This window comes from Catenulispora sp. GP43 (genome assembly GCF_041260665.1).
Taxonomy (GTDB): domain Bacteria; phylum Actinomycetota; class Actinomycetes; order Streptomycetales; family Catenulisporaceae; genus Catenulispora.
Genome location: NZ_JBGCCT010000035.1, coordinates 69,259 through 85,651, shown reverse-complemented (window position 1 = coordinate 85,651; position 16,393 = coordinate 69,259). Strand labels below are relative to the sequence as shown.

General features: G+C 71.3%; 14 protein-coding genes and 1 pseudogene. 13 read left to right on the top strand and 2 right to left on the bottom strand.

Annotated features, from left to right (window positions below; genetic code table 11):
* Window positions 1–68: 68 nt before the first annotated feature.
* A complete protein-coding gene (gene mnmA, locus ABH926_RS44680; RefSeq protein ID WP_370372980.1) occupies window positions 69–1,145 on the top strand; it encodes a tRNA 2-thiouridine(34) synthase MnmA in 1,077 nt (358 codons plus the stop codon).
* Between the two features lie 84 nt (window positions 1,146–1,229).
* Entirely contained in the window at window positions 1,230–2,945 is a 1,716-nt protein-coding gene (locus tag ABH926_RS44675; RefSeq protein ID WP_370372978.1) for a penicillin-binding transpeptidase domain-containing protein, read from the top strand.
* A gap of 45 nt (window positions 2,946–2,990) precedes the next feature.
* Here ABH926_RS44675 and ABH926_RS44670 read toward each other — a convergent pair whose 3' ends face one another.
* Complete coding sequence (locus ABH926_RS44670; RefSeq protein ID WP_370372976.1) at window positions 2,991–3,467, bottom strand: MarR family winged helix-turn-helix transcriptional regulator; 477 nt, start codon at window positions 3,465–3,467, stop codon at window positions 2,991–2,993.
* A 58-nt stretch (window positions 3,468–3,525) separates the two neighbouring features.
* Between ABH926_RS44670 and ABH926_RS44665 the strand changes: the two genes are divergently transcribed.
* The gene (locus ABH926_RS44665; protein ID WP_370372974.1) at window positions 3,526–4,293 is read left to right on the top strand and encodes a YitT family protein; all 768 of its coding nucleotides are present in this window, start codon (window positions 3,526–3,528) and stop codon (window positions 4,291–4,293) included.
* A pseudogene (locus ABH926_RS44660) lies at window positions 4,190–4,696 on the top strand (NADPH-dependent FMN reductase); the annotation flags it as partial. The gene ABH926_RS44665 and the pseudogene ABH926_RS44660, both read left to right, overlap by 104 nt.
* Before the next feature lie 19 nt (window positions 4,697–4,715).
* Here ABH926_RS44660 and ABH926_RS44655 read toward each other — a convergent pair.
* Window positions 4,716–5,165 (bottom strand): hypothetical protein, encoded by a 450-nt coding sequence (locus ABH926_RS44655; RefSeq protein WP_370372972.1) that lies wholly within the window; start codon window positions 5,163–5,165, stop codon window positions 4,716–4,718.
* A gap of 236 nt (window positions 5,166–5,401) precedes the next feature.
* Here ABH926_RS44655 and ABH926_RS44650 point away from each other — a divergent pair, with 236 nt between their 5' ends.
* The 9 genes from ABH926_RS44650 to gatB all read left to right on the top strand — a co-directional run bounded on the left by ABH926_RS44650 (window position 5,402) and on the right by gatB (window position 16,346).
* Window positions 5,402–6,409, top strand: a complete 1,008-nt coding sequence (locus ABH926_RS44650; protein ID WP_370372970.1) for a methionine synthase — start codon at window positions 5,402–5,404, stop codon at window positions 6,407–6,409.
* Window positions 6,410–6,488: 79 nt separating this feature from the next.
* Window positions 6,489–8,660 carry an NAD-dependent DNA ligase LigA gene (gene ligA, locus ABH926_RS44645; protein ID WP_370372968.1) on the top strand — a complete coding sequence of 724 codons (2,172 nt, stop codon included), beginning with the start codon at window positions 6,489–6,491 and terminating at the stop codon, window positions 8,658–8,660.
* A gap of 163 nt (window positions 8,661–8,823) precedes the next feature.
* Window positions 8,824–10,962: a putative bifunctional diguanylate cyclase/phosphodiesterase gene (locus ABH926_RS44640; protein WP_370372966.1), complete on the top strand. Its 2,139-nt coding sequence runs from the start codon at window positions 8,824–8,826 to the stop codon at window positions 10,960–10,962.
* A gap of 412 nt (window positions 10,963–11,374) precedes the next feature.
* Window positions 11,375–11,677 carry a hypothetical protein gene (locus tag ABH926_RS44635; protein WP_370372964.1) on the top strand — a complete coding sequence of 101 codons (303 nt, stop codon included), beginning with the start codon at window positions 11,375–11,377 and terminating at the stop codon, window positions 11,675–11,677.
* 67 nt (window positions 11,678–11,744) lie between these two features.
* Window positions 11,745–12,584, top strand: a complete 840-nt coding sequence (locus ABH926_RS44630; protein ID WP_370372962.1) for a PhzF family phenazine biosynthesis protein — start codon at window positions 11,745–11,747, stop codon at window positions 12,582–12,584.
* A 185-nt stretch (window positions 12,585–12,769) separates the two neighbouring features.
* A complete protein-coding gene (gatC, locus tag ABH926_RS44625) occupies window positions 12,770–13,081 on the top strand; it encodes an Asp-tRNA(Asn)/Glu-tRNA(Gln) amidotransferase subunit GatC (RefSeq protein ID WP_370372960.1) in 312 nt (103 codons plus the stop codon).
* Window position 13,082: 1 nt separating this feature from the next.
* Window positions 13,083–14,606 (top strand): Asp-tRNA(Asn)/Glu-tRNA(Gln) amidotransferase subunit GatA, encoded by a 1,524-nt coding sequence (gene gatA / locus ABH926_RS44620; RefSeq protein WP_370372958.1) that lies wholly within the window; start codon window positions 13,083–13,085, stop codon window positions 14,604–14,606.
* Window positions 14,603–14,839, top strand: a complete 237-nt coding sequence (locus ABH926_RS44615; protein ID WP_370372956.1) for a hypothetical protein — start codon at window positions 14,603–14,605, stop codon at window positions 14,837–14,839. The genes gatA and ABH926_RS44615 overlap by 4 nt, the downstream gene beginning before the upstream one ends.
* Before the next feature lies 1 nt (window position 14,840).
* Window positions 14,841–16,346, top strand: a complete 1,506-nt coding sequence (gatB, locus tag ABH926_RS44610; protein ID WP_370372954.1) for an Asp-tRNA(Asn)/Glu-tRNA(Gln) amidotransferase subunit GatB — start codon at window positions 14,841–14,843, stop codon at window positions 16,344–16,346.
* The last annotated feature ends 47 nt before the right edge of the window (window positions 16,347–16,393 follow it).

Below are 16,393 nucleotides of genomic sequence, written 5' to 3'. Positions count from 1 at the left end.
GCTCGTGGTAGCCCGTCCCGCCCGATATGACCCGCCTCACAGTCAACCATTGCACGTACCCTTGAGGCATGCGTGTCTTGGCGGCGATGTCCGGTGGTGTCGACTCGGCGGTGGCCGCCGCCCGGGTCCGGGACGCGGGTCACGAGGTGACCGGCGTCCATCTGGCGTTGTCCCGCAACCGCCAAGCCCTGCGCGACGGCGCGCGCGGATGCTGCACGATCGAGGACTCGCACGACGCCCGGCGGGCCGCCGACATGCTCGGCATCCCCTTCTACATCTGGGACATGTCCGACCGCTTCCACGAGGACGTGATCGACGACTTCGTCGCCGAGTACCAGGCCGGCCGCACCCCGAACCCGTGCCTGCGCTGCAACGAGAAGATCAAGTTCGCCGCGGTGCTGGACAAGGCGCGGGCCCTGGGCTTCGACGCGGTGGCCACCGGGCACTACGCGCGCCTGCTCGACGGCCCGGACGGCCCCGAGCTGCACCGCGCCGCGGACCCGGCCAAGGACCAGTCCTACGTCCTGGGCGTCCTGGACGCCGACCAGCTGGCGCACTCCCTGTTCCCGCTCGGCGACGACACCAAGCCCGCGGTCCGGGCCGAGGCGGCCGAGCGCGGCCTGTACGTGGCCAAGAAGCCCGACAGCCACGACGTCTGCTTCATCCCCGACGGCGACACCAAGGCCTACCTCGCCAAGACCCTGGGCACCAGCTCCGGTCCGATCGTCGACAGCGCCGGGCGCCGGATCGGCGAGCACGACGGCGCCTGGGGCTTCACCATCGGCCAGCGCCGGGGCTTGCGCATCGGCGATCCGGCCGGCGACGGCCGGCCGCGCTACGTGCTGGACATCTCGCCGGTGACCAACACCGTGACCGTCGGCACCGCCGAGGAGCTGGACGTCACCGGGCTGTCCGGGATCAAGCTGCGCTGGTGCGGTCCGGAGTTCACCGGCCGGATCGAGTGCCACGCGCAGCTGCGCGCACACGGTGAGGGAGTGTCGGCCACCGCTGAGCGCACCGGTCCGGACGCCATCGAAGTAATCCTCCACGAGCCGGTTAGAGGCCTCGCGCCGGGGCAAGCGGCAGTCCTCTACGACGGTACCCGCGTCATCGGGTCCGCCACCGTGGCGCAAACCACGCGCTGAGAGTGCCAACCATTTGGGCCTCTCATGCGTCGGTTAGGGTCGTAGGTTGAAAACCCGATCCGACAGTTATGGGGAGGGACCCCGATGGGTTCACGACGCACGCTCCTGGCGATAGCCGCGGTTGCCACCTCGCTCGCCGTGGTCACCGCGGGGTGCTCCGGCGGCTCCAAGGCCAAGCCGGCGGCGAACGGTACCTCGGCGGCCACCTCCGAAGGCGCCAGCCCGACCGACACGGTCGCGGCCGCGTTCCTGGCGGCGTGGCAGTCCGGCGACTACACGAAGGCCGGGTCCATGACGGACCTGCCGGACAAGGCCGGGCCCCGGCTGAAGTCCGTGATGGAGTCCCTGGCTCCCAAGTCCATCGTGCTCAAGCTGGGTTCGCAGCAGAACGCGCCGAGCAGCGCCGGTTCCACCTCGGCCTCCGGCTCGGCGACCCCGGGCGCCCCGAGCAGCCCGGCCACCCCGAACCCGCTGGCCAACGCGGTCCACTACGGCTTCAGCGTCACCGACACCTTCGACGACGGCCTGACGTGGTCCTACAACTCCACGATGTCGGTGCTGCCGCCGACCGGGAACGGCCCGGCGCTGGTGCACTTCGCCTCCTCGATGATCAACCCGCAGCTGAGCGCGGCCTCGAACCTGAAGGCGGTGCCGCCCTCGGTGCCGGTCGCCGACCGCGGCGGCGCGCCGCTGTCCGGGACGGCCCACCCGAGCATCGCCGGCATCATCACCAAGCTGGCGATCGCCAAGCCGCAGAACGGGACGCAGGCCTCGCTGCAGATCCAGTTCGTCGACAACAACACCGGCAACCAGATCCCCGGATCGAACACGATCCAGCTCGGCGCGCCGAACGCGACCAGCGGGCTGCAGCTGGCCTCGACGATCGACTCGAAGATCCAGACCGCGGCGGAGAACGCGCTCGCGGCGTACCCGAACTCCGGCATGGTGGTGATCAAGCCGTCCACCGGCGAGATCCTGGCCATCGCCACGAACAACAAGAACAACGTGAAGATGGCCTACACGGCCACCCGGGCGCCGGGCTCGACGTTCAAGACGGTCACCGCCACCGCGCTGATGCTCGGCGGCATGCAGCTGTCCGACACGGCCGACTGCACGGCGACGGCCAAGGTGGGCACCGAGACCTACCACAACGACGAGGGCCTGAAGGACGGCTTCACCGGGGCGACCCTGCTCACCGCCTACGAGAAGTCCTGCAACACCTCATTCGTGAACGCGACGATCGGGCACAACCTGCCGATGGACAGCCTGTCCAAGACCGTCCACGACTACTACGGGCTGAACCAGCCCTGGGACATGGGCGTCGGCTCGGCCACCTACTGCACCGGCGGCAACCTGCAGGTGCCGCCCGCCGACACCCACAGCCTGCTCGCCGCCTCGGCCTTCGGCCAGGGCATGATCACGATGTGCCCGCTGACCATGGCCTCGATCGCCGCGACGGTGGCCACCGGCCAGTTCCACCAGCCGATCCTGATCCCCGGCTTCCAGGCCCCGGCCAAGGCTCAGCCGCTGCCGGCGAACGTGGACCAGAACCTGCAGACGATGATGCGCGGCGTCATCACCGACGGCACCGCGACCTCGCTGGCCGGCATCTCGCCGACGCTGGGCGCCAAGACCGGGTCGGCCGAGCCGAACGCCACCGACCCGACCGACTCCTGGATGATCGCCATGGACCCGAAGAACGACATCGCGGTCAGCGCGCTGGTCCTGAACGGCGGGTTCGGCAACAGCGCGGCCGGCCCGGCCATCGCCGCGATGATGAAGGCCGCCGGCCTGAGCTGAGCACGCGACACCTGCTGATGCCCCGGGCCGCTTCGGCCCGGGGCATCACTCGTCCGCGGCGCCGTCCGCCTCCAGCGGGCCCAGCACCTCCTCGCCGATCTCTCCCAGCACCCTGATCTGCTCGGCGCTCAGCCGGTCGAGCAGGTGCCGGCGCACCGAGGCCACGTGGCCCGGCGCGGCCTGCTCGATGGTGCGGCGGCCCTGCGGGGTGAGCACCACGAGCGAGCCGCGGGCGTCGCCGTCCACCTCCTCGCGGCGCACCAGGCCGCGCTGTTCCATGCGCGTGATGTGGTGCGACAGCCGGCTCTTCGACCACTGCATGCGCGCGGCGAGCTCGCTCAGGCGCCGGCGGTCGTCGGAGGCGGTCAGGTTCGACAGGACGTCGTAGTCGGCTTCCGACAGGCCCGCCTCCTTCGCCAGGTCGCGGTTGATCTCGGCGCTGAGCAGCAGGCGCATGCGGCGGTAGGCCAGCCAGGCGCGCATCTCGGCGTCGTCCAGCCAGCGGGGCTCGGTCGCGGTCACGGGTCCAGTCTAGCGCTGTTGTTGACATGTCACAGATCTCCGGCGCAGACTTGTTGACATGTCACCGAAAACCATGCGCCGGTTGGCCCAGCTGTTCGCCGGGCTGGTGCTGTTCGGTGCCAGCACCGCGCTGATGGCGGCCTCGGACCTGGGCCTGGCCTCCTGGGACGTGCTGCACCAGGGCCTGGCCCGGCACACCGGCCTGCCGCTGGGGCGCATCGTGATCATCGTCGGCGCGCTGGTGCTGCTGGCCTGGATCCCGCTGCGGCAGCGCCCCGGGTTCGGCACCGCGAGCAACGTCGTGGTCGTCGGCCTGGCCGCGGACGCCACCCTGGGGCTGCTGCCGCCGGTCCACGCCCTCGCCCCGCGCGCGGCGCTCCTGCTCGGCGGCGTCGTCCTGAACGGCGCCGCCACCGGTCTCTACGTCGGCGCCGGCCTGGGCCCCGGGCCCCGCGACGGCCTGATGACCGGTATCGCCGCCCGCACCGGCGCCTCGCTGCGCCGGACCCGCACCGGCATCGAACTCGTCGTCCTGGCCGTCGGCTGGCTGCTCGGCGGGACCGTCGGCGTCGGGACAATGCTGTTCGCCGCCGCCATCGGCCCGCTCGCGCAGTTCTTCATCGCCCGCTTCGACCTGGACTCACCGGGAGGACACCATGCCCCGCCTGCTCGTCATCACCAGCACGACCCGTCCGGGACGGGTCGGGACCGCCGTCGCCGACTGGGTGCTCGACCTGGCCCGCGAGCACGGCGGGTTCGAGGTCGCGCTCGCCGATCTGGCGGAGATCGGCCTGCCGTTCCTGGACGAACCCGATCATCCGTCTGAGGGCGCGTACATCCACGAGCACACCCGCCGGTGGAGCGGGACGGTCGAGGCGGCCGACGCCTTCCTGATCCTCGCCGCGGAGTACAACCGAGGGATCACCGCGCCGTTGAAGAACGCGCTGGACTCGTTGTACGCGGAATGGGCCGGCAAACCGGTCGGGTTCGTCAGCTACGGCATGTCCTCGGCGGGCCTGCGGGCCGTCGAGATGATCACGCCGGTCGCCGTGGCGTTGGGGATGACGCCGCTGCCCGACGTCGTGGCGCTGCCGCTGCGGGAGGCCCTGGACGCCGACGGCCGGCTGACGCCGGGGGAGCGCGGGGCGCGCGGCGTGCGGGCCCTGCTGGAGGAACTGCGGCGCTATTCCGAGGCGCTCGGGCAGTTGCGCGAGCCGCTGGCGGCGTGAGCGGAACCCGGACGCCCTCTCAGCTGTCGAAGCGGACGAACAATTCCCGCTGATCGGCCCCGGCCAGCAGTGCCAGCAGCGACAGCGACCGGATCAGCTGCCCGCAGCGGTAGGCGTCCCAGCCGCCGTCGGCGGCCCCGTCGGCGGCGGCCCAGCGTTCGGCCAGGGCGTCCACGTCGTGGTCGCTCAGATGCGCCAGCCGGGAGCCCAGGGCCCGGCGCACCGGCAGCAGCACGGTGCCGCCGGCGTCGTCAGGGCCCTCATGCGCGGGCGTGAGCACCGCCTCGCGCACCTCCGCCGGGTCGTTGCCGGTCACCAGCAGATCCAGGTCGATCAGCTGGGCCGGGTCCAGGTCGCCGGCGGGCACGGTGTCCAGGGCGGCCAGCACGGCCGAGGTGTCGGCGTGGGCCGCCGCGGCCGCCACCACCCGCAGTTCGGCGGGGCTCGCGGCGAAGAACACGGTCGACACGGACGGGCTCCAGGAGGTCAAGACGGGTCGCCGGCGGCGAGCGGGTTTTGAACAGGGCTGGTGCTGGTCACAATAGCGGCGACCTGGGCTCTCGGCTCGCGCATTCGTCACCCCGCCGGGTGATGTCGGCGGCGTGCGCCACCGGGGCGCGCCCCCGGCACGGGGTCGTACCGGCTCCGGCGGCCGCCGGAGCCGGTACCGGCCGGACGCGGCTTCACCTTGGCTACGCTCGTCCCATGCACCGACCCCCACGCGCCACCGGCATCGGCTCCCTGCCCGGCACCGACTCCGGCGCGGCCCACCGCCTGGTCTTCGACGAACTTCCGGACCTGCCGCACCTGCCCGAACTCCCCGCACGCGGCGTCGGCGCGGACATGATCGGCCGCGGCACCGCGCTGTTGGTCGAGCTCTACGCCGAGGTGCAGCCGAGCGGCTGGCGGCTGACCGAGCGGCCCGGGCGCGACGCCCGGCGCGCCGACTCCTTCCTGCGCCAGGATCTGGACTTCCTGGAGGAACAGGCGCAGGAGTTCACCCAGACCCTGAAGGTGCAGGCCGTTGGCCCCTGGACGCTGGCCTCGACCCTGGAACTGCGGCACGGCGACCGGATGCTGGCCGACCTCGGCGCCGTGCGCGACCTCGCCGAGTCGCTGACCGAGGGCCTGAAGCTGCACATCGCGGAGCTGAAGAAGCGCGCCCCGCAGGCCGGCGCGCTGATGGTGCAGCTCGACGAGCCGGCGCTGCCGGGCGTCCTGAACGGCACCGTGCCCACCGCCAGCGGCTTCGGCCGGCTGCGCGCGGTCGAGGAGCCGGTGGCCCGCGAGTTGCTCGCCGGCGTGTTTCAGGCCGTGCACGACGCCGGCGCCGAGACCGCCGTGCACTGCTGCGCCCCCGGCGTCCCCGTCGACCTGCTGCGCAAGGCCGGCGCCGACTTCATCTCCTTCGACGCGACCGGCATCGACGTCCAGACGGCGCACGACGAACAGCTCGGCGAGGCGATCGAGGCCGGCACCGGCCTGATGCTCGGCGTGGTGCCGGCCACCGACCCGGCCCGCGCGCCCGGCGTCAACCAGCTGCTGGACAAGGTGCTTTCCCTGACCCGGCTCGGGTTCTCGCCCGCGCAGCTGGCCGAGGCCGTGACGATCACCCCGACCTGCGGACTGGCCGGGGCCACCCCGCCATGGGCCCGCCAGGCGCTGATCCTCGCGCACCGCACGGCCGACGCGTTGGCGGACAAAGCCTCCTGAACTGCGGGACTGTCAGTGCCGGGCGATAGATTCGTCCTGTCGAAAAGCCCCCCGACCAGTGAGGTGACTGTTGTCCGCCATGGATGAGACCGCCGCCGCCACCCCGGCGCAGCAGCACGCGGCCCTGGCCGAGGAGATCGAGGACGCGCGCTACCGGTACTACGTCCTCGACGCGCCGACCATGAGCGACGCCGAGTTCGACGTGAAGCTGCGGCAGCTGGAGGCGATCGAGGACGCCAACCCGGAGCTGCGCACCCCGGACTCGCCGACCCAGAAGGTCGCCGGCGCCTACGAGACCGAGTTCACCTCGGTCCCGCACCTGGAGCGGATGCTCTCGCTGGACAACGCCTTCACCGCCGAGGAGCTGAAGACCTGGGCCGACCGCGTCGAGAAGGACCTCGGCTCGTTGCCGGACCTTCTGTGCGAGCTGAAGGTCGACGGCCTGGCGATCAACCTGCTCTACGAGAACGGCAAGCTGACCCGGGCCCTGACCCGCGGCGACGGCCGCACCGGCGAGGACATCACGCCGAACGCCAAGACCATCCAGACCATCCCCAAGACCCTGACCGGGACGGCGGAGTTCCCCGTCCCGGAACTGGTCGAGGTGCGCGGCGAGGTCTACTTCGCGGTCAAGGCGTTCGACGAGTGGAACGAGAAGATCCTGGCCGAGACCGGCCGCTCCTACGCCAACCCGCGCAACGCCGCGGCCGGCTCGCTGCGCCAGAAGGACCCGCGGGTGACCGCGCAGCGGCCGCTGTCGATGGTGGTGCACGGCATCGGCGCCCGCAAGGGCTTCACGCCGACCTCGCAGTCGCACTCCTACGACGCGCTGCGCGCCTGGGGCCTGCCGACCTCGGACCGGGTCAAGGTCGTCAAGAGCCTGAAGGACGTCGAGAAGTACATCGACTACTACAACAAGCACCGGCACGACGTCGAGCACGAGATCGACGGCGTGGTGGTGAAGGTCGACGAGCTGGCCATCCAGGGCCGGCTGGGCAGCACCTCCCGGGCCCCGCGCTGGGCCATCGCCTTCAAGTACCCGCCGGAGGAGGTCACCACCAAGCTGCTGGACATCCGGGTCCAGGTCGGCCGGACCGGCCGGGTGACGCCGTACGCGGTGATGGAGCCGGTCACCGTCGCCGGCTCCACGGTCCAGAACGCCACGCTCCACAACCAGGAGATCGTGGTGAAGAAGGGCCTGAAGATCGGCGACACGGTGATCCTGCGCAAGGCCGGCGACGTGATCCCGGAGATCGTCGGCGCGGTGCAGGACCTGCGCGACGGCTCCGAGCGCGACTTCGTGATGCCGGAGAACTGCCCGGACTGCGGGACGAAGCTGGCCCCGCAGAAAGAGGGGGACATCGACCTGCGCTGCCCGAACTCCGAGAACTGCCTCGGGCAGATCCGCGAGCGCATCGATTTCATGGGCAGCCGCAACGCCCTGGACATCGAGGCGCTGGGCTACGAGTCGGCGGTGGCGCTGACCCAGCCGGCCGGCGGGACCGCGCCGGTGCACGACGAGGGCGACCTGCTGAGCCTGAGGATCGAGGACCTCGCCGAGCTGAAGATGCTCCAGGCCAAGCGCGGCGCGGACGCCAAGCCCGGCGAGATGGAGCTGGTGCCGTACTTCTACACCAAGGGCACGCCCAAGAAGCCCAGCGCGCCGACCGCCACCACCGAGTTGCTGCTGCAGCAGCTGGAGCTGGTCAAGACCGACCGGCCGCTGTGGCGCTTCCTGGTCTCGCTGTCGATCCGGCACGTCGGCCCGACCGCGGCCCGGGTGCTGGCCCGCGAGTTCCCGTCCTTCGACGCGCTCGCGAACGCCACCGAGGACGAGCTCAAGGCCGCCGAGGGCATCGGCCCGACCATCGCCACCGCGATCGTGGAGTGGTTCGCGGTGGACTGGCACCGCGAGATCATCCGCAAGTGGCAGGCCGCCGGCGTGGTGCCTGTTGTGGAGTCCCAGCCCGAGGGACCGAGGCCTCTTGAGGGATTGAGCGTGGTCGTAACGGGCACATTGGCCGGATTCACCCGGGATGGTGCCGCCGAGGAACTCACCAGCCGGGGTGCGAAGGTGAGCGGTTCGGTGTCGAAGAAGACCTCGTTCGTGGTGGTCGGCGACAATCCGGGGAGCAAGTACGACAAGGCGTTGACTCTCGGGGTGAAGGTGCTGGACGAGGAGGGATTCAAGGTGCTGTTGGCGGACGGTCCGCAGGCCGCTGCCGATACAGTGGCGGAAGCAGGGGCCTGACACCGACGCCCGGCCCGGCGTCAAGACCAAGGCGAAACCTTTACGGTCCGTCTCTGGTCGGCGACGTTCTGATACGGCAATATGGCCGCGTCAGCACGTTTGCCTGACGCGCGCACCGACGCTGACGTCTGCAGGTAAAGAACCGGTACAGGAGGCCCGCTCCATGCACCGACCATTCGAGCCGGACTACGGCCCGAAGGCCGATCCGGGACGTCTGTACGCCTTCGTCGCCTCCGTCAGCGCCGCCGGGATCACCATCCTGGCCGCCTTGTTGATCCTGAACTGGCACGGGTCCGGACCGACCACGCAGGCCATGCCCGCGCTGCTGATGACCGTCTGCCTGGTCTTCCTCGGGGAGCTGCGGCCGCTGATGCGGCTGCAGCACACGAACCGCGAGGCGGCCACCACCACGGTGTTCACCATCGCGCTGCTGATGCTCGCGGGCTGGCCGCTGGCGGCGATGGTGCAGGCCGCGGCCTCCCTGGTGGGCGGCGCGGCCGGCCGCCGGACCTGGTGGCGGATCCTGTTCAACGTCTCGCAGTTCACCCTCTCGCTGGGCGCGGCCTGCCTGGTGCTGCGGTTCTTCGGGATCGTCCCCACGCCGGGCCGTCCCTGGGCGCCGAACGTGACCTCGATGGCCGCGATCTTGCTGGCCGGGGTGGCGTACTTCGTGGTGAACCTGTTCTTCGTCTGGCAGGCCGTGGCGCTGTGGACCGGCGTGCGCCTGTCCGTCATAGCGTGCCGCGAATGGCGGGTCGAACTCCAGGTGGTCGGCGCCTCGGTGGTGCTGGCCCCGCTGATCACCGTGGTGATGCGGCACGAGCCCTACCTCATCGTGCTGTTCATACCGGTGCTGATCGTCTTCTACCGCAGCGCGCTGGCCTTCGACGAGAGCGAGTGGCAGTCGCTGCACGACCCGCTGACCGCGCTGCCCAACCGCAAGGCCCTGCGGCGCCAGGCCGAGATCATGCTCGGCACCGCCCCGGTCTCCGGCGAGGCGGGGCCCTCCTCCCTGTACTCCACCGGCCGCGCCCCGGCCGCGGTGTCCGTCCCGCCCGGCAAGATCGGGCTGTTCCTGCTGGACCTGGACCGGTTCAAGGAGGTCAACGACACCCTGGGGCACGCCGCCGGCGACGAGCTGATCCGCGAGGTGGCCGCGCGGCTGTCGGCCGCGGTGCGCGTGGAGGACATGGTCGCCCGGCTCGGCGGCGACGAGTTCGCGGTCCTGCTGCCGGGCCTGCCGGACGTCGAGGCCGCGCAGCAGCTGGCGCAGCGCCTGCTGGACGCGGTCGCCGTCCCCTACCGGCTGCACGGCTTCAAGCTCGACGTCGAGGCCTCCCTGGGCATCGCGCTGCACCCGGACGACGCCCGGCACTACGACGTCCTGCTGCGGCACGCGGACGTGGCGATGTACGAGGCCAAGCGCGCCAAGATGGGCTGGGTCCGCTACGACCCGGCCAAGGACCGCAACAGCCCGGACCGGCTGGGCCTGCTGTCCGATCTGCGCGAGGCCCTGGACGCCGGCCGCATCGAGGTGCACTACCAGCCGCAGGCCTCGTTCAAGGGCGAGCGCGTGGTCGGCGTGGAGGCGCTGGCCCGCTGGCGGCACGAGGTCCGCGGCGCGATACCGCCGGAGACGTTCGTGAAGCTGGCCGAGTCCAGCGGCCTGATGGCCCGGCTGACCGAGTACATCCTCGACGTCTCGCTGCGGCAGGCGGCCCTGTGGTGGCGCAACGGCTACGGCGTCCCGATCGCCGTGAACGTCTCCCTGCGCGACATCGAGAACCCCTACTTCGTGGAGATGGTCGCCCGCAAGCTCGCGCAGCACCGGGTCCGCCCCGAGGCGCTGCGCCTGGAGGTCGCCGAGCGGGTCCTGGTCGGCGACGCGCAGAGCGTGCGCGCGGCCCTGATCGGCCTGTCCAAGCTCGGCGTCCGGCTGTCCCTGGACGACTTCGGCACCGGCTACGCCTCGCTGCTGACCCTGCGCCGGCTGCCCTTCGACGAGATCAAGATCGACCGCTCCTTCGTCGGCGGCATCGGCTTCGACGCCGACGACGCCGCCATCGTCCGCTCGACCATAGACCTGGCGCACTCGCTGGGCCTGCGGGTGGTCGCCGAGGGCGTCGAGGACCCCGGCACCTGGTCCACGCTGGAGGGCTACGGCTGCGACGAGGCGCAGGGCTGGCTGGTCTCCAAGGCGCTGCCCGCGGCCGAGATCTGCGCCCTGCTGGCGAAGCGGGTGACCTCGGCGGCGCCGACGTCGACCGGGCCCGGATCGGCTTCGGACCAACTTTCGGCGTAGGCGTGGCAACCTGAGCGGCTCCCGTCGCGTGTGACCTTATGGAGGGGGGATTCCACCAGGGTTCACGGGGGCTCGATGGTTTGACTGCGGAGAATACTGATCGGTGTCGCGCTGGCGATCGTGGTGTTCGCCGCCGGTGTCGTGGGCCTGCTTCTCTGGTACTTCCACGGGATGGACCCCGGGCCGCAGCCCGACGCCGCGAAGGCGGCGCGTTCCGCGACCGCCCAGGCCGCCGACCACGCGGTCAGCGTGCAGGTGGACGCCCGGATCGCGCAGGTGCGTGCGGCGCTGCCCTGGGCCGCGTACTTGGGGACCGCGGTGTCCGACTCGTGCGGCGCTCAGCTGAAGCCCACAGACGCCGTCGGGGCCAAACCGGCGGGGTCAGACCTTGTCGCAAATCGCGGCGTCGGCTGTGGAACCGAAGTACGCCAAGATGCCGTACATCGTGCCGATCACCCCGGATTTCCCGCCGGCCGCCGGACTGGCCGTGGCGACGAACGCCACGATCGAGGTGACCCTGGCTCCGGAACTGCCGGAGCTCGACGGCGGGCAGAACGCTCACGACAGCTCGGTCAGGTTCCCGTCCTCGGGCCTCTACTACCAGGCTTGGCAGCCGTACAGCCCGGCTCAGGTAGCCGCGGCCTATCCCGCGCACAGCGCCGTCATCGCCATCGAACTCGCGGTGGATTACGGCACCGGGACCGCCGAGGACTGAATGTTTGAGGCCACTGTGGCGCGAGTGGATCTCCCGTCGGGCCGCGCCAGGCGGTTAGCGTAAGCGCGTGGAGATCCTTCGTTACACCGCCTTCAGCTCCGACCCCGCCGGCGGCAACCCGGCCGGCGTTGTCCTCGACGCGCGCGGCATGGACGACGCCGCGATGCTCGCCGCGGCCGCCGAGGTCGGCTACTCCGAGACCGCCTTCCTGCTGCCGACCGAGCAGGAGCGGGTCATGGACGTGCGCTACTTCAGCCCGCTGGCCGAGGTGCCGTTCTGTGGCCACGCGACCATCGCGACCGCCGTCGCCTATGCCGAGCGGCACGGCGTCGGCGACCTGATCCTGAACACCCGGGTCGGTGTCGTCCCGGTCCGCACCGCCGCCGCGGCCGACGGCACGCTCACCGCCACCCTGGTCTCCGTCCAGCCCAAGAGTGTGGAACTGCACGGGCCGTTGCTGGCCGAACTGCTGGGGATCCTCGGCTGGACCGCGAGCGACCTGCACGAGGCGCTGCCGCCGCGCATCGCGTTCGGCGGCGCGTGGCATCCGATCCTGGCCACCCCGAGCCGGGCCCGCCTGGCCGAGCTGGACTACGACATGGACGCGCTTCGCGAGCTGATGCTGAAGCACGACTGGACCACCATCGATCTGGTCTGGCGGGAGTCTCCCGACGTCTTCCAGGTCCGCAACCCCTTCCCGGTCGGCGGCGTCTTCGAGGACGCGGCGACCGGCGCGGCCGCCGCGGCGTTCGGCGGGTACCTGCGGGAGCTGGGGCTGGTGTCGGCGCCCGCGACGGTGACCCTGCATCAGGGCGTGGACATGGGCCGGCCGAGCCTGCTGACGGTCGGCATCCCGGCCGGGGACGGCGGCATCTCGGTCTCCGGAACGGCTGTCGTCCTGGGGTGAGATCGGTGTGAGATCGGTGTGAGATCGGTGTGGGCGCGGGGCGAGCGCGGGGCGAGCGCGGTGCGCCGCGCCGTCCCGCGGCCGTGACGGAAAGTCACCTGACGCCCCCGGACTAGGATGGCTACGGTTGTCCGATACCGCTGTCAACGATTCAGGCAGAGTCCACACCGTAGGGATCCGCGCATATGCCCGCTATCACCCGTGAAGAGGTCGCCCACCTGGCGCGGCTGTCACGGCTCGACCTGTCCGACGACGAGCTCGCGCACTACGCCGAGCAGCTCGACGTCATCCTCGGTTCGGTGGCTCGCGTGAGCGAGGCCGTGCAGCAGCTCGGCCAGGGCCAGGAGATCCCGCCGACCTCGCACGCCCTGCCGCTGGTCAACGTCACCCGGCCGGATGTCGAGCGCCCCTGCCTGGACCCGGCGGACGTCCTGAGGGCCGCGCCGGCCGCGCAGGACCAGCGTTTCCGCGTGCCGCGCATTCTGGGGGAGGACTGAGATGGCGTTCGACGGAGATTTTGGGTCGAATACAGACTTGACCCGGAGCACGGCCGCCGCGCTCGCCGGGGCCATCAAGAACGGCGACCTCACCTCCACCGAGGTCACCCAGGCGCACCTGGACCGCATCGCGAAGGTCGACGAGAAGGTGCACGCCTTCCTGCACGTCGACACCGAGGGCGCGCTGGCCCAGGCCGCCGAGGTGGACGCCAAGCGGGCGCGCGGCGAGGAGCTCGGCCCGCTGGCCGGCGTGCCGCTGGCGCTGAAGGACGTCTTCACCACCAAGGGCGTGCCGACCACCTGCGGCTCCAAGATCCTGCAGGGCTGGATCCCGCCGTACGACGCCACGGTGACCCGGCGGCTGCGCGAGGCCGGCGTCGTCATCCTCGGCAAGACCAACATGGACGAGTTCGCGATGGGCTCCTCCACCGAGAACTCCGCCTACGGCCCGACCCACAACCCGTGGGACCTGACCCGCATCCCCGGCGGTTCCGGCGGCGGCTCCTCGGCCTCGCTGGCCGCCTTCGAGGCGCCGCTGGCGATCGGGACCGACACCGGCGGCTCGATCCGCCAGCCGGCCTCGGTCACCGGCACGGTCGGGGTGAAGCCGACCTACGGCGGGGTGTCCCGCTACGGCCTGGTCGCCTTCTCCTCCTCGCTGGACCAGGGCGGTCCCTGCGCGCGCACCGTGCTGGACGCCGCGCTGCTCCACGCCGCCATCGCCGGCCACGACCCGCTGGACTCCACGTCCATCGACCTGCCGGTGCCCGACGTCGTGGGCGCGGCGCGGCTGGCGAACGTCGAGGGCATGCGCATCGGCGTGGTGAAGCAGTTCGACCGGAGCGAGGGCTACCAGGAGGGCGTGCGGACGCGCTTCCACGAGGCCGTGCAGACGCTGCGCGACCTCGGTGCCACGGTCGTCGAGGTGGACTGCCCGTCCTTCGACTACGCGCTGCCGGCGTACTACCTGATCGCGCCGTCGGAGTGCTCCTCGAACCTGGCGCGCTTCGACGCCATGCGCTACGGCCTGCGGATCGGCGACGACGGCGTGAACGGCGTCGAGGAAGTCATGGCCCTGACCCGCGAGGCCGGCTTCGGCCCCGAGGTGAAGCGCCGGATCATGCTCGGCACCTACGCGCTGTCCTCCGGCTACTACGACGCCTACTACGGCTCGGCGCAGCAGGTCCGCACGCTGATCATGCGCGACTTCGACCGCGCCTTCGCCGACGTGGACGTGCTGGTCTCCCCGACCACCCCGACCACCGCCTTCAAGATCGGCGAGCGCGCCGACGACCCGATGGCGATGTACCTGGCCGACCTGTGCACCATCCCCACCAACCTGGCCGGCAACGCCGGCATGTCGGTCCCGGTGGGCCTGGCCCCCGAGGACGGCCTGCCGGTCGGCCTGCAGATCATCGCCCCGGCGATGGCCGACGACCGGCTCTACCGGGTCGGCGCCGCGGTCGAGGCCGCGATGAACACCAAGTGGGGCCGTCCGCTGATCGAGGAGGTGCCGGCGCTGTGAGCAAGAAGGAAAAGAACGGCGTCAAGCCGCGCGGCAATCTCGGCACCCTGTTCGCCATCGGCAGCTCCGTGACGCTGGCCCCGGTCCTGGCGCGCCGTTTCAAGGACGCGCGCGCCAAGGGCGACAAGCTCGCGCTCGCCGACGTCACGGTGTCGGTGGCGGCGCTGACCGTGGGCGTGCTCAAGGTCCTGCGCGCCCGCAAGTCCTCCGGCGCCGGAAAGGCGGAATCCTGATATGAGCACGAGCACTGTGAACCTGCCTTCCTACGAGGACGCGCTCGCCGCCTACGACCCGGTCATGGGTCTGGAGGTGCACGTCGAGCTCGGCACCGCGACCAAGATGTTCTGCGGCTGCCCGACCGGCTTCGGCGCCGACCCGAACACCCAGACCTGCCCGACGTGCCTGGGCCTGCCCGGCTCGCTGCCGGTGGTCAACGCCAAGGCGATCGAGTCGGCCATCCGCATCGGCCTGGCGCTGAACTGCGAGATCGCCGAGTGGTGCCGCTTCGCCCGGAAGAACTACTTCTACCCGGACATGCCGAAGAACTTCCAGACGTCGCAGTACGACGAGCCGATCGCGTTCAGCGGCTACCTGGACGTCGAGGCCGCGGGCAAGACCTGGCGCATCGAGATCGAGCGCGCGCACATGGAGGAGGACACCGGCAAGTCGACCCACGTGGGCGGCGCCACCGGCCGCATCCACGGCGCGGACTACTCGCTGGTCGACTACAACCGGGCCGGCATCCCGCTGATCGAGATCGTCACCAAGCCGATCACCGGCACCGGCGAGCACGCCCCGGAAGTGGCGAAGGCGTACGTCGCCGAACTGCGCGAGCTCATCAAGGCGCTCGGCGTCTCCGAGGCCCGCATGGAGCTGGGCCAGATGCGCTGCGACGCCAACGTCTCGCTGCGCCCGATCGGCCGCGAGAAGTTCGGCACCCGCTCGGAGACCAAGAACGTCAACTCCCTGCGCTCGGTCGAGCGCGCGGTGAACTTCGAGATCCGCCGCCACGCCGCCGTCCTGAACGCCGGCGACACGGTGATCCAGGAGACCCGCCACTTCCACGAGAACGACGGCACCACCTCCCCGGGCCGGGTGAAGGAGGAGGCGGAGGACTACCGCTACTTCCCCGAGCCGGACCTGGTCCCGGTGGCCCCGGCCCGCGCCTGGGTCGACGAACTGCGCGGCACGCTGCCGGAACTCCCCGGCGTCCGCCGCCACCGCCTGCAGGCCGAGTGGGGCGTCGGCGACCACGACATGCAGTCGATCCTGAACGCCGGCGCGGTGGACCTGATCGTCGAGACGGTGTCCCTGGGCGCCGCGGCGGACCAGGCCCGCAAGTGGTGGATGGGCGAGCTGGCCCGCCGCGCCAACGAGGACGGCACCGACCTGGCCGCCCTGCCGATCACCCCGGCGCAGGTCGCCGAGGTGGTCAAGCTGACCGCCGCCGGCACGCTCAACGACAAGCTGGCCCGCCAGGTGATCGAGGGCGTCCTGGCCGGCGAGGGCTCCCCGGAGGAGGTCGTGGCCAAGCGCGGCCTGGCGGTCGTCAGCGACGACGGGGCCCTGCTCACCGCGATCGACGAGGCCATCGCGAAGTTCCCCGACGCCGCCGAGAAGGTCCGCGGCGGCAACCAGGGCCCGGCCGGCCAGCTGATCGGCGCCGTCATGAAGGCCACCCGCGGCCAGGCGGACGCCGCCCGCGTGCGCGAGCTGCTGCTGGAGCGGCTCTCCAGCTGAGCACGGTTCCAAGACGGCGAAAGCGGGGACGCTCCCACCTAAGTGGG